Source organism: Bacillus cereus group sp. MYBK222-1, assembly GCF_051916425.1.
GTDB lineage: Bacteria > Bacillota > Bacilli > Bacillales > Bacillaceae_G > Bacillus_A > Bacillus_A paranthracis.
The window spans coordinates 75758-89655 of sequence record NZ_JBQAGP010000007.1 but is presented as its reverse complement, the minus strand read 5'-3'; the positions used below and the strand labels follow the sequence as shown (position 1 = coordinate 89655).

Below are 13898 nucleotides of genomic sequence, written 5' to 3'. Positions count from 1 at the left end.
TGACTATAGTCTATCGCTCTAAGTCAGCTTCTTTTTCGTTTCCCAATTAGAAGTTTTTCAAATGCCTCAACAAACACATACATAAGTGTTGCGAGGACGCATGTGAGTAGTACGCTTAGTAAGACAAGTGTGAAATTAAATACTTGGAATCCGTAGCTAATTAAGTAGCCAAGACCTTGTTTAGAGACGAGAAGTTCGCCGAATATAACACCGACCCATGATAAACCAACGTTCACTTTTAACGTTGAAATAATGGCTGGGAAAGATGCAGGGAGAACGACTTGTTTATAACATTGCCATTTATTTGCACCAAATGTGTCCATCACTTTTATATAGTTAGAATCGACTTCTTGGAATGCGCTGTAAATAACGAGAATGGTAATGATGATGGAAATGATTACCCCCATTGCAATTGACGAAGAAATATTTGGACCGAAGATTACAATGATAATTGGCCCAAGTGCCACTTTTGGCATGGCGTTTAGGACGACGAGATATGGATCAAGTACGCGGGCGAGAAGTGGTATCCACCAAAGGAAAGTAGCGATAATGGCTCCGAGCACTGTTCCAAGAATGAAGCCTACTCCCGTTTCAAGTAATGTCGTCCATATGTGGACCCAAAGCGAACCGTCCATCCATTTATTAAGGAAGAGATCCCAAATGCTTGAAGGAGAGCTAAAGAGTAAAGGATCAATCCATTCTTTTTTGCTAGCGATTTCCCATAGTGCAAAGAAAAGAATGAGCAGTAAAAACTGCAAAGAGCGTGCTAACCATGCGCGCCTGCGTTCTTTTTTCCGAAATTGTTCATGTAGTTGCTTTATATTATCCAAGGCGCTCCAACTCCTTCCATATATTTTGGAAGAGGGATGGGAAGTCATGGTGGTGGCGTGATTCTAACGGTGATAAGGAACGGATGCTTTCTGGGACGATAAATGTTTTTGCAATTTTTCCGGGATTCGCTTGTAGTAAATAAATACGATCACTCATCGCAATTGCTTCTTCAATATCATGCGTCACGAGTAGTGAAGTTTTCTTATATTTGTGTAGTAAGCTGAAAACGAGATCTTCTAGTTTCAATTTCGTTTGATAATCGAGCGCCGAAAAAGGTTCATCTAGCAATAAAATTTTTGGATCGGTCGCTAATGTTCGAACGAGGGCGGCACGTTGACGCATACCACCGGATAGTTCACGAGGGTATTGCTGCTCTACATCATGTAGACCGACTTGCTTTAAAAGCTGTAAAGTATGTTCTTTCGTCTGTTCATCGTAAATGTTTCGGATATGAAGTCCAAGCATAATATTTTCTTCAATTGTCTTCCAAGGGAACAAGTAGTCTTGCTGCAACATATACCCCATAGATGAAGTTTTCGTTGTAATGGGCTCACCATCTAAAAAGACGATACCTTCAATTGGATCAAGCAGCCCGGCAATAATGGAGAGGAGTGTCGTTTTGCCGCAACCACTTGGACCGAGTATCGAAATGAATTCGCCTTCTTCCACTTGTAAACTCATATCTTCGAGAATCAATTTGGCATTCTCTTTTGCGAAAAAGCAGTGAGAAACGTTACGTATTTGTAAAAAGCTCATACACTTCGCCTCTATTTCTTAATAACGCTCTCGGCAATTTTTGTATTGACGAGCGCTTCATGTGGAACTTCTTTTTGTAATTCGCCAGCGTCTTTCATAATCGTTTGGAGCTGTTTCCATTCTTCAGTATCTAATAGCGGATTTGTCGCATAAGAATGTTGCTTTTTATACCGTTCAATTACTTTTACTGTAATGTCTTTTGAAGTGTCTTTAAATACCGGAGAAACGGCATCAGCAATTTCTTCTGGGCTATGAGTATCAACCCATTGTTGTGCTTTATAGAGCGCCCGTGTGAATTTTTCAGCAGCAGCTTTATCTTTCTTTAAGAAACTTTCCTTTGCCATGAACGATGTATACGGAACAGTACCAGATTCATTTCCGAACGAAGCGACGATATAACCTTTACCTTCTTTTTCAAATATACTTGCAGTCGGTTCAAAGAGCTGGACAAATTCTCCCGTACCAGATGCGTAGGCATTTGCAATATTAGCAAATTCGATGTTTTGAATTAAGTTTGTATCTTTGTGAGGGTCAATGCCATTTTTCTTTAAAACGTATTCTCCAACCATTTGCGGCATACCGCCTTTACGCTGTCCTAAAAACGTAACACCTTTTACGTCATTCCAATTAAAAGAGTCTAATTTTTGACGCGAAACTAAAAATGTTCCATCTGTTTGTGTAAGTTGTGCGAAGTTAATGACGGGGTCTTTTGCGCCTTGTTGATGAACGTAAATGGACGTTTCAGAACCGACGAGAGCAATATCAATCCCGCCAGATAATAAGGCAGTCATCGTTTTATCTCCTCCAGCTGTTGTTTGGAGGTCAACATGTAATCCCTCATCTTTAAAAAATCCTTTTTCAATCCCGACATATAACGGGGCATAGAAGAGAGAGTGGGTAACTTCGCCGACTCGAACATTTTGAGTTTGTTCTTTCGTATCTTCTTTTTTACTACTGCAAGCAACAAGTGTGAAGACAGCTAGTAACATGATACAAAAAACAGCTATTAATTTTTTCACTATATAACACCTCCTAGAAGTCACTCTACAAGCATGATATGTAGGTAAGTGCCCACATGTGAGTGTAGATAGCAGGAATTTTTTTGGTGATAAAGAAGTACAAATATAAGGGGTGATAAAATGGAGTACGAATATGATGATAGCGTACATTTACATCTTGACTATTTCGGAACAGAATGTGATATGGAATCGATTGCTTATAAACGGAAGAATGAAGACGTGTGGGATGTATATTTTAATTTTGGAGCATATGGTCTTCAGAAAGATGGGATCGAGACGGGTAAATTTATGGACGAATATGCTGGCTATTACGTTTTTTCTGTACATGCTCGTGATCTTAGTTGGGAATTTGGAAGTGCTCAATTTGAAGAGTGGGTTTTGAAAAATCATATAGTAGAAAAATCGCTGCAAAAATAAGGAGGAATTTTGTGGTCGATTTTCTCATTTTCTTGTTTATTTTCGTAGTCGGATTTTTTATTATGCAAGTGCTCATTTACCGATTTGCAAAGAAAAACATCCAAAAATATACAAAAACAAAATGGATTCATATGTGGCTAGAGATGAATATGAAAAAGGGTCCGAGATTAGATTTTTTTGATTTTGTAGTTATTGTACTCGTATGTATCGTATGGAAAATATGGCTGTTTCCTTTTATATAATACACATGCTAATGATTTTTTCTTTTATCATAAAATAACGAAAAGAACCTGTCTTGTGGCGGGTTCTTTTCGTTATAGTAATAGTTGTAAAAAACTTGCATTTATAAGTGAAGTAGTGAGTAGTATTGTGAAAGATATTTTGACAAATACAGAAACATATACATACGGAATTAAAGTGTGATTACAGAATGGACAAATTGGCTGTGTGCAAAGTGTGGGGTAATAAGAAAGAGGTCGTCCACCGTTGGACGACCTCTTTCTTATTATGCTTGGTTCGTGCGGAAGAATGGAAGCTTCTGCACAATGTGAATTAATCCGTATGCAAGAATTAAGCACATAAGAGGATTAATGAAAAATCCATAGCGATTAATTGCTAAGAATAAGTTTGAGAAGATAATGTAAATAATAGAACTTGCTACTAGCATCATAACGCGTTTATGTTTAAATGAATTTAGCATGAAGCAGAAGCTGCTCAAGAATGTACCGATGATAAACACTCTATGACATAGTTGCATAAAGTTGTGAATACGGTATTGGTCTACAGCAGGAGCTGTTTTGAATAATTCAATTGTTTTACCGACAGTGAACCAAGAGAACCAATAAGTGAAGTCCGTCTTAAAGCCGTTCTTGATTAATTCTTTTGCGTATGCCCCTTTGTCATCTAAGCCTTTGGCTCTCATTTCATTTACTATATTTTCATATCCAATTTTATTAAATGGATCAGCACCCGCAATTAGTGGATCAGCACCTTGGGTTGAGAATAAAATAAATTGGTTGAGTGCTAAATAGTTACGAACAACCCATGCACCAATAATAAAGAAAGGTCCGATAAACCATAACAATCCGATTCGAATGGAGTCTTTAAATCCATATGTAAATAACACAACAAGAACAGGAATGAGCATCATTGGAGCTGGATTTGGACGGAACATAAGTAAAATTGAAACGACAATTCCAAACCATATATGGAATTTCACTTTATTGTATTTCCATGCGAGAACAAATACATATACACATAACGCTAATAAGAATATGGATGGAACTTCTGTTAGCAATGTACGGAAGTATGTATAGTTACTTGGATAAATAGCATATAAAATACTTGCAACAATTCCATAAATGTTTTTTTCGAACAATTCTTTTCCTATTAAGAATACTAATAGCACTGTGCATAGGTTCATAATCATGTTAATAACAGTTGCTACGTAATAGTAAGGAATTGATGTAATATCAGAAATAATCATAGCGCCAGCTAATAGTAATGGCTGACCTGGTGTGATATATGCATTTTTCCCTGGAACTTCACTAGGTTCTAAATACACATAACCAAATACACCATGTTTTAATAGTTGTTCAGCTGTTAACGAATAGTTAAAGGCATCATTTGCACCATATGTTACTTTGACTAACTCTCCATCTAATCCTGGCTGTTTTACTAAACAAAAAACGTGCAACAGGAAAGAAAGCGCCAAAATTGCATATACCGCTTTAGGCAAACTCTTAAACTTAGTAAGCAAAAATGAGCAACTCCTTTTTTATTAATTCTTTCGTATTTTCATGTGAAATCTTTAATAGTATTAAGGATTTCCAAAACATAGTTATTATATCATAAAGTGGAATGCTGAAATTAAGTTTTTCAAGAATGAGTAATTTGTATGCCATAATTTAACTGTTTACTAAGGGAATATTAAGACAATACATTTATGATAGAATCAACTATGCAGACGAAATATGTCATATATGTTATTTTAATAGAAATAGTTCTTTCGATGCGGGGGAAATTAAGACATAGAAACGAGGGAATGAATTGAAGTATGGCTCTACACTTTTTGATCTTCCAAAAAGAAATATATTAATTTCTAGCATTATAAGTAGTATGGTGATTTTATTAGTAATAACTATGCTGTTTATGCTTTTAAAGGTTTTTAATTTAGACATAATGAAAGCTCATTTAAATCAAAATCTTGTTTTAATTGTTATGATGATTTTCATATGGGGCATAACATTTTATATTTCACATTTTAATAAAAAAGAGATGTCTACACTTAGGGCATCCCTACGAGTGCATTTTGTATTATTTTTACTAGCTCATACAGTAGCGTTATTTTATATTGTCATGCAAGTTAATATGAGTTTCATAGAGGCAATGAATTGGATTTACTTGTATAACATGCAGTTTATATTAAGTTTTGTAGTAATTTATGCAATATACATTCTTGTTTATAATTTAATAGGCAAGGTTTTTCTAAGTATGATTTTAACGAGCTGTACGTTAGTCATTTTAGGTATTGTGAATTATTTAAAGCTTATTTTTAGAGGTGATCCGCTGTATCCTTCTGATTTCACACAAATTATGCATATGCAATCTGTTATACCGATGGTGATGGACTATTTTAGCTGGAGTTATATTTTTGTCATTATCTTAAGTATCGTGGCTTGTATTGTAGCAGGGATATATATGAGAAGGTATATTCAAAATGTAAAGACTCATCTAGGAATAAGAGCCTTATTAGTAGTAGGTTCTATTTTTGTTCTATATGCGTACGGTAATTTTGCGAACACATTTATGAATAAAGTATTTCAAAAATCAGGTGTAGATTTTGTTTTGTGGGATCAAAATGAGAACTATGCTTCAAATGGTTTTGTACTTGGGTTTATTAGCAATTTAGATACAACAGTTATGGAAAAACCCAAAAATTATTCTAAAGAAAATATGCTTCAAATAGCAAACGATATAAAAAAACAATATAGTGGAAATATAGGGAGCCAAAAGAAAAAAGAGAAACCGAATATTATTTTTGTAATGAGTGAATCGTTTTGGGATCCGACGAAAGCAACTAACCTTTCTTTTAGTGAAGATCCTGTACCAAATTTACATCATTATATAGAAAACTTTCCTGGTGGACAAACTATTTCTCCTACATTTGGGGGAAATACGGCGAACGTTGAATTTGAGGCATTAACGAGTTATTCAATGAGTTTGTTAAAGCCAGGTTCTATACCATATCAGCAGGTTATTACAAATAAGAAAGAAATTCCATCAATCCCTACGGCGTTGAAAAAAGAAGGGTATTACACAAGTGCAATTCATTCATTTGGTCGCACATTCTTTAAACGTGATGATGTATATAAGGTGTTAGGATTTGATAAATTTAATGCAGCTGATACGATGGAAAATGTAGATGTTGATGGAGATTATATTAGTGATTTAGCGATGAGTAAAGAGATAATTGCTGAGTTAGAGAAACAAAAACAACCTACATTTATTCATGCAGTTACGATGCAAAATCATTTTCCATTTACAGAGGGCCGATTTGGTGAAAACCTAATAGAAATTAGCGGGCTAGAAAATGAAGAATCAAAGGGAGAATTAGAAACGTATACAGAAGGGTTAAGACGTTCAGATGAGGCCCTTCAATATTTAATAGAGCAACTAGATAATTTAGATAGACCTACATTATTAGTATTCTTTGGAGATCATCTTCCATCATTAGGAACAAATAAATCTTTTTATAAAGAGAATGGGTATATAACGAATGAAAAAACACCGAGCGAACGTTTAGCGATGGCCCAAACGCCGCTATTAATGTACGCAAACTTTGATATGCCAAATGATAATTTAGGTGTAGTAAGTCCAATTTATTTTTCTAATCTTATTTTTGATTATGCAGGATTAAATAAATCTTTATTTTATCAATTTTTATCGGGATTTTACAAGGAAATACCGGTGCTTAGAGATGAATTAAAAGTTGATAAAAATGGAGAAGTAATCAATGATTTAACAAAGAAACAAAAAGAAATGTTAGAGCAATATAAAATGCTTCAGTATGATTTACTTGTTGGAAATCAATATAGTAAAGATATCCTCTTTAAATAAAGTGAAACTTTAATCAGTGGGGGTTTTCTTCATCCCCCACTGATTATTAGCCTTCACCAATCGGACTTTTATGGGCAGCCCGACCCCCACCTAACTTCTTTGCTTTGCTGAATTTTGAGGTGGGGGTCTTACTGCCCGTTAAAGCGGGATAAAAGAAACAAAAAGAACTTGTATAACGATACAAGTTCTTTTTTATAGTATTTAACGGGGTAACCAGACAAGCTGGGTTTAGGGAGTATTACCTGTACATTTAGTATAAATGAAAATGTAACCGTTTTATCGAATGATTTGTGAGAAATATGTGAATTTTAACCTTTTTAAAAACTACGTTCCTATCGATACATTTGGCATAGTTTTTTATGAATGCAAAAACTTTATAAGTTCTTCGTTTAATTCATCCGCTTGATCAATTGGAGAGCCGTGACCACTATTTGTGAGAGGATGTAACTGAGAATTTTTAATACGCTTTTGCGTAAGTTCAGCGCTTTTGTATGGGATAAGTTGATCATGAATACCGTGGAATATTTTTGTTGGCACGTTAATTTTACTTAAGTCTTTCGTTACATCTTCATTTGCGGCTGCTTGCAATATTTTGATGAGAGCATAAGAAGCAGACTGCATACCGAGATAAGAAAACCATTCTAGCGTAGCAGATCCTAAGTTTCTATTAAAAAATGATAAAGATACATCATTTAAAAATTTAGGCATATTGGCATACATTTGATTAATGAGAGTGTCTGCTTGTTCTTTTGGGACACCATAGGGAGATTCTTGATTTTTAACGAAAGAGGGGGAAACGGCATCGACTAATACAAGTTTAGAAATACGATGACCATTATAGCGAGACATGTACCGAATAGAAAGAGCACCACCTACTGAGAAACCAATTAATGTAGCATTTTCGACTTGAAGTGCTTCTAAAACGATGGCGATATCGTCTGCTAAACGATTGTATGTGTAACCAGTCCATGGTTTATCAGATTGTCCATTTCCGCGTATATCCATAGCGATGCAGCGGAAACCGTGTTGTGGTAACACGTTGAGCTGATATTGGTACATTTGATGATTTAAAGGCCAGCCATGGACGAAGAACACGGTTTTACTACCGGGACCGGGATTAACGTCTTGCACAAAAATATGCACATCTTTTTCAACGGTAACAAACATGAATGAGCCTCCTAATCATACGCGAGGAGCGTATGATTTTGTTCTATTAAGACACTAAGCTTTCCTTCATTTTTTGCCGCTTATATAAAATCTCTCCCACATAATATAAGTATTATTGTTTATAATTTTTATGATTGCATATCGTCTGAAAATATCACGATTTTGGGATGATTTTCCTCAAATGTTCGATTTATCTTTGTTTGTATAAGGAAATCATTTATTATAATAAATGGTATTCTTAGAGATATTATGTTGAAGGGGTGTTGAAGTGAAGGAAAGTTTTCTATCATATAAAGAAGAAGAAAGGAATGCCAAAATCTTTTTGTGGGTGCTATACGTCATTGTTGTTTCATACCAAATTTTCTATGCAATCGTATTAGAAAATAAATCACTAACGGATAAGGGACATAGCATACTATGGCAAGTTATTTGCGGAACTGCAATACTCGGTGTAAATGTATATTTAATAAAAAAAGAGAAAGTGAATTTTGTGAAATATGCATGTGTATTTGCATACATAGGAATAGAAATTGCTAACATATTTTCGTATATGCTTTATAATGAGGCGGCATTTGATGGGGGAAATATAGTAGAAATTATTCTTATCTTCTTTGTACCTATATTTTTAAATAAAAAATATTTTGTGTTTGTACTTTCAACTATTGTAGGGAAATATGTAATTTACTTATTTGTATTAAAAGAAGTAAAAGGATTTATGTTCCTCATTATGTATACACTCGTATTAATAGCAGCATACATCATTTTAAATCGATTTATACAATACCTTTCAGCGGTAAAGGAAAGTATTAAGATTGCTAGTGAATCACAAAAATTAGCAGTAATCGGAAAAATGGCAGCGACAGTGGGACATGAAATTAAAAATCCACTTGCTTCATTGAAAGGGTTTACGCAATTACAACGAGAGAAGCATGAAGAGGACCCTATTTATAAACAGATGATTTTTGAAATAGAAAATATGAATAATATGATAAGTGAATTGATGGAAGTTGCTACATGTAAACCCTCTATTTATAAAAAACATAATATAGGTGAAATTGCATTACAAGCAGTAGCAATTCTTCGAGAAAAAATGAATGAATCTAGTATCCAGCTTATTTCTAATATCGAAGAAAAGATGATAGAAATTGAATGTGATGAGCGGAAAATACGAGGAGTTTTTCTATATGTCATAAAAAATGCTCTGGAGGCAATGGAGCAAGGTGGCACATTAGAGTTACGGTTAGAAAATAAAGGACAAGATTATGTAATGCTAAGTGTAATCGATAATGGTTACGGTATTAAGAAAGAGAATGTGGCTCGTGTTACAGAAGCTTTTTATACAACAAAACAAGATAAAATTGGTTTGGGACTTACGGTAGCAGATCGAATTGTCAACGAACACCTTGGTACGTTACATATTTCAAGTGAAAGAGATAAGGGAACGAGAATAGATATTATTCTTCCAAAAAAGTGTGGAAATAATGAAATCCAATTGAGAGAAAAGCTAGGAGTTACCATATGAATAAAGACGGTATATTTAAAAATGAAGAAATGAAGGCGCTGAAAATATATTTAAGTTTATTTTTCATTATATTTTTTGTATACGATCTTGCCTACGAATTTATTGTACCTTTAATAGGAGGAGAGCAAGAAGGAGTAGGACAATTTGAAGATGGTTTAGGTTTATGGCTTTATTTTCTGATGGTGGTTTTATTTTGCATTGGAATATACTTTATGAAATGGAAAAATCCATTTGCAGTAAAGTATATTATTCTAATTGGGTATAATCTATTAGATTTTATCCATAATATTATGATTTACTACGGTAGTGATACTGAGTTTGATGGTGGGAATATAGTAGAAGGGTTTTTTATTTTATTTGCCCCACTTTTTGTGAATAAAAGATATTTTTGGTTAGTTCCGAGCATACTTGTTGGAAAATATGCTCTTATAGGAATCATGATTCACTCATCACTCGTTTTAATCCCGATGGCATTATATAGCGTATTTACTATCATATGTTGGATTATGTTTGTAAGGTTCCAATCTTACGTTCGTACGCTTGAGATGATGAATAAAGAAATACAACAAACAGAAAAGTTAGCAACTGTTGGGAAAATGGCTACAGTTATTGGTTCCAAAATTAAAAGACCTTTAGCTAATTTAGATAAATTTGTAAATAAGCAAGCGGTTAAATATCCAGAGGATAAAATATATAGTGATATTATGAAACAAGAAGTAGAACGAATTCATACAATCGCTACAGAACTTAGTGGATTTGAGAAATCTAAATCAATAGAATCAGAAGTTCATAATATAGAAGAAATTATCGCTTATGTTATTCGAGTTATGGGGAAGCCTGCTTTAAATCAAGGTGTGCACATACAAGGTATTTATAGTAAAGACATACCATCGATTACATGCGATGAAAAACGATTAAAACAAGTGTTTTTTAATTTAATTAAAAATGCGATTGAAGCAATGTCAGTTGGCGGAACGATTACGATTAAAGTGACTGTAGAAGATGCAATCATTGTTCAAGTTAAGGATGAAGGTTGCGGCATTCCAAAAGACAAAATCCCGAAGCTAAATGAAGCCTTTTACACAACGAAAGAAACGGGAACAGGTTTAGGCTTAGTAGTTACAGAAAAAATTATTAAAGACCACAACGGTAAAATGAGTTTTGAAAGTGAAGTTGGGGTTGGAACGACGGTGAAGGTTATGTTGCCGATACAATAAAAAATATATTTTAAAAAGGGAAATCATTTATTTGAGAGTGATTTCCCTTTTTTGTGAATAAAAATCCGGAAGTGTTTACACTATTGGTGCATTATATATAATTGCGAATCTAAGATATGGGTATTTTTATGGTGGTAATATAGAGTGAGTTTGTTAGTTGTTGACCTAAATTATTGAGGCTTTTTCTGTTGAATAAATTATTTTTAAGAGAGAACTAAATATTTGTGATTAGAAAAACAGAATATACAGCACTGGTAGTAATTCCAGGGTTAATATAAAGGGATATAGCATCTCCTCTTGAAATGAGGTTTCCAGTTGTAATACTAGTCCAAGTTACAGTAGCGGGACCTACTGCCGGAGTAGGATTAAATACTTGAATTTGTCCAGATCCAGTATCTGTCGGTTTAATGGAAAATACTATAGTTCCGGTAATTTTGTCTGTGGTAGTTAAAGTAATAGTAGTTAGAATGTAACTAGAGATAGGGGCAGTGAGGTTTGTGGGGACATTCCTACAAATATCAATCGTATAAACAGCAGCAGGTAAGTTATTTACATTTATAGATGCAGCAAAACCAACTATACTACCAGATCCAGCCGTGACATATGGAATAACATTAGAGTCAATTCCAGGAGAACCCGCTATACGTTGAAAACCAGCATTTGTTCCTTGGAACACAATACTTTTTGCTGAAGAACTACCAGCGGAGCCAGTGGGTCCGGTGATGCCGGTGCTTCCGGTAGATCCGGTGTTTCCGGCAGGTCCAGTGTTACCAGTGGGTCCAGTGATGCCAGTGGGTCCGGTGATGCCGGTGCTTCCAGTGGGTCCGGTGCTTCCGGTAGATCCGGTGTTTCCGGCAGGTCCAGTGTTACCAGTGGGTCCAGTGCTTCCGGTAGATCCGGTGTTACCAGCAGGTCCAGTGATGCCAGTAGATCCGGTACTCCCAGTAGGTCCAGTGTTCCCGGTAGATCCAGTAATCCCGGCAGGCCCAGTATTCCCGGTAGATCCAGTGATACCAGTGGGTCCAGTAGCCCCACTTTCTACTAATACGATATAATCTGAAGAGACATTAGGAAATCCTTGAGGTGCATCCTTTTTTACAACATAGCCGCTGCTCGTATAAGTAACAACTTGTCCGGCTTTATAGTTGGGAGCGGCTGCAAGACTAAAGGCGGTAGTACTTTGTAAGCCAGCTCCTGTACCCCCAGTAGCGCCGGTAGCTCCAGTGGGCCCAGTGATGCCGGTAGGTCCGGTGATGCCAGAAGGTCCAGTGATGCCGGTAGGTCCGGTGATGCCGGTGTTTCCAGTGCTTCCAGTGGGTCCGGTGATACCGGTAGATCCGGTGTTACCAGTGGGTCCAGTATTCCCGTTAGAACCACTGGGGCGTCTGCCATCGCAACTAAAACAATTACGTGGGTACATGTATGTTCTCCTTTCTATATTTTGAAAATCTAGTTTTTAAAATAGAACTACTATATGTATATTAGGAATTCTATATTTTTGTGTGGTTGATTGTATTGTGTGTTTAGATTTTAACAGTAGGGTGAAAGTGTATTGTATATCGAATTTTTTTCTATTTTAAGTTTAGTAAAAAGAGATAGCTAATTTAGCTATCTCTTTAAAAATTTATAACCACCATTTTTCCTGTGGAACCAAAGTAACATCCACTTCAAAATTCTCTTTAAACCAATCATACATCAATGTTTCTTTCACTAAATATTCAGAGGCAGAGTGTGATACACCGATGAGTGACATATTCGTTTCTTTTACGTAATCCATAATGAGCGAGTATTTCTGTTTACCGTAATCATTGTCGATATGGCAATGGATTTCCCCAGTAATATATGCTTCAGCACCTTTTGCTTCTGCTTCTTTCATGAGAGACACGACATCACCACATCCTGCAATAATTGCAATTTTTTTGATAGAATCATGTTGTTTACCTTCGAAGTCTGTATAAGGAATATGGAAGAGATTTTTGAGACGCTTTTGGAGTGCTTCTGTTGATATTTCATCTATTTCACAAATAAGGCCAACTGGCTCTTGTTCGGGGCCTTCATATGCAAAGCCGTCAACTACGTGAGCATCTAAGACTTTTGCAATTGAAATGCTCGTTCCATGCGTTTGATGAATATCCATTGGTCCGTGACATGTATATATAGAAAGTTGTTTTTCTTTTATTGCTTGCAAATATTTTTCAGGTATTGGAATAAAACCACGACCTGATTTTCCAAGCGGATCACCGCATTCCATTACAAGTGGGTGGTGCATAAAAAGTAAATCACCAGATGTGGACTGTGAAATGAATGTTTCAAGAACGTCATTTGTAGGAAAAACAGCTAAAAATACTTTATTTACAGTTTCAGCTCCTCGTATCATAAGACCGTTAAATAGCTCTACAAAATTGGTTTCGAAAAATTGTTGCCACGGAAAGTGGATAGGATCATATACAGATGGGATAAATCGACTAAAGGCACTATCTTTTCCATATTTTTTGATTTGGAACAAATGATTGAGTGATTGTTCTATTTCTTTTAAAGCTGGCATGTTATGTTATCCTCCTTGAACTAATTAGATGTTTTTGTTCTTCACAGCGAAATAAGAAGCGGTTAGGAAACAAATAAAACCTAAAATCCAACCAATAGAAGGAGAATAAGGAAGTATATGTTGTAATATCATACCGCTAGAAATAAAAAAGCTACCGAGTAGACCTAGGAAGATGGGGTATCGCAGTAATTTGAGCATGAGTGATACAACCTCCTTTACTACATACATTGTATATTGTTCGTAATTTTCTGTATATATTTTTAAAGAAAAATGGTGGTACAATATATGAAGGATACGAGAAGAGA

The 13898-nt window shown here is 35.3% G+C and carries 14 protein-coding genes and 1 pseudogene; 7 read left to right on the top strand and 8 right to left on the bottom strand.

All coding sequences use genetic code 11. The features are described 5' to 3' along the window. Nucleotides 1-23 precede the first annotated feature (23 nt). From ACTFR9_RS22955 to ACTFR9_RS22945, 3 genes are read right to left on the bottom strand one after another with little or no spacing between them, the layout of a single operon-like run. Complete coding sequence (locus tag ACTFR9_RS22955) at nt 24-830, bottom strand: ABC transporter permease (RefSeq protein ID WP_061536601.1); 807 nt, start codon at nt 828-830, stop codon at nt 24-26. Then, complete coding sequence (locus ACTFR9_RS22950) at nt 823-1587, bottom strand: ABC transporter ATP-binding protein (protein ID WP_000009047.1); 765 nt, start codon at nt 1585-1587, stop codon at nt 823-825. The genes ACTFR9_RS22955 and ACTFR9_RS22950 overlap by 8 nt, the downstream gene beginning before the upstream one ends. An 11-nt stretch (nt 1588-1598) precedes the next feature. After that, nucleotides 1599-2606 carry an ABC transporter substrate-binding protein gene (locus tag ACTFR9_RS22945; RefSeq protein WP_139303299.1) on the bottom strand — a complete coding sequence of 336 codons (1008 nt, stop codon included), beginning with the start codon at nt 2604-2606 and terminating at the stop codon, nt 1599-1601. 120 nt (nt 2607-2726) lie between these two features. On the opposite strand from ACTFR9_RS22945, the gene ACTFR9_RS22940 reads away from it, so the two are divergent. The 3 genes and pseudogenes from ACTFR9_RS22940 to ACTFR9_RS22930 form a co-directional block, all read left to right on the top strand. Beyond that, entirely contained in the window at nt 2727-3023 is a 297-nt protein-coding gene (locus ACTFR9_RS22940) for a DUF3986 family protein (protein WP_000455572.1), read from the top strand. A gap of 11 nt (nt 3024-3034) precedes the next feature. Then, nucleotides 3035-3265, top strand: coding sequence for a hypothetical protein (locus ACTFR9_RS22935; protein WP_000227427.1), 231 nt, complete (start codon nt 3035-3037; stop codon nt 3263-3265). A gap of 106 nt (nt 3266-3371) precedes the next feature. Next, nucleotides 3372-3446 (top strand): annotated as a pseudogene (locus ACTFR9_RS22930) (YwbE family protein); the annotation flags it as partial. Nucleotides 3447-3528: 82 nt separating this feature from the next. Here ACTFR9_RS22930 and ACTFR9_RS22925 read toward each other — a convergent pair. After that, nucleotides 3529-4782 (bottom strand): glycosyltransferase family 39 protein, encoded by a 1254-nt coding sequence (locus ACTFR9_RS22925; protein WP_000956217.1) that lies wholly within the window; start codon nt 4780-4782, stop codon nt 3529-3531. 290 nt (nt 4783-5072) lie between these two features. Here ACTFR9_RS22925 and ACTFR9_RS22920 point away from each other — a divergent pair, with 290 nt between their 5' ends. Next, nucleotides 5073-7142: an LTA synthase family protein gene (locus ACTFR9_RS22920; protein WP_229136275.1), complete on the top strand. Its 2070-nt coding sequence runs from the start codon at nt 5073-5075 to the stop codon at nt 7140-7142. Between the two features lie 357 nt (nt 7143-7499). Here the strand turns inward: ACTFR9_RS22920 and ACTFR9_RS22915 are convergent, their stop codons facing one another. Next, a complete protein-coding gene (locus tag ACTFR9_RS22915) occupies nt 7500-8309 on the bottom strand; it encodes an alpha/beta fold hydrolase (RefSeq protein ID WP_000498295.1) in 810 nt (269 codons plus the stop codon). A 268-nt stretch (nt 8310-8577) separates the two neighbouring features. Here ACTFR9_RS22915 and ACTFR9_RS22910 point away from each other — a divergent pair, with 268 nt between their 5' ends. Together ACTFR9_RS22910 and ACTFR9_RS22905 are read left to right on the top strand one after the other, a co-directional pair. Then, a complete protein-coding gene (locus ACTFR9_RS22910) occupies nt 8578-9831 on the top strand; it encodes an ATP-binding protein (RefSeq protein WP_229136274.1) in 1254 nt (417 codons plus the stop codon). Next, nucleotides 9828-11048: an ATP-binding protein gene (locus tag ACTFR9_RS22905; protein WP_061185179.1), complete on the top strand. Its 1221-nt coding sequence runs from the start codon at nt 9828-9830 to the stop codon at nt 11046-11048. The genes ACTFR9_RS22910 and ACTFR9_RS22905 overlap by 4 nt, the downstream gene beginning before the upstream one ends. Before the next feature lie 214 nt (nt 11049-11262). On the opposite strand, the gene ACTFR9_RS22900 is transcribed toward ACTFR9_RS22905, so the two are convergent. Next, on the bottom strand, nt 11263-12285 hold the full coding sequence (locus tag ACTFR9_RS22900; protein ID WP_433767642.1) for a collagen-like protein: 1023 nt from the start codon (nt 12283-12285) through the stop codon (nt 11263-11265). Nucleotides 12286-12319: 34 nt separating this feature from the next. Here ACTFR9_RS22900 and ACTFR9_RS22895 point away from each other — a divergent pair, with 34 nt between their 5' ends. Next, nucleotides 12320-12493, top strand: coding sequence for a hypothetical protein (locus tag ACTFR9_RS22895; protein ID WP_411266968.1), 174 nt, complete (start codon nt 12320-12322; stop codon nt 12491-12493). Between the two features lie 179 nt (nt 12494-12672). Here the strand turns inward: ACTFR9_RS22895 and ACTFR9_RS22890 are convergent, their stop codons facing one another. Together ACTFR9_RS22890 and ACTFR9_RS22885 are read right to left on the bottom strand one after the other, a co-directional pair. Continuing rightward, complete coding sequence (locus tag ACTFR9_RS22890) at nt 12673-13593, bottom strand: Nif3-like dinuclear metal center hexameric protein (RefSeq protein WP_229136273.1); 921 nt, start codon at nt 13591-13593, stop codon at nt 12673-12675. A 24-nt stretch (nt 13594-13617) separates the two neighbouring features. Next, entirely contained in the window at nt 13618-13791 is a 174-nt protein-coding gene (locus ACTFR9_RS22885; protein WP_000916136.1) for a hypothetical protein, read from the bottom strand. Nucleotides 13792-13898 lie beyond the last annotated feature (107 nt).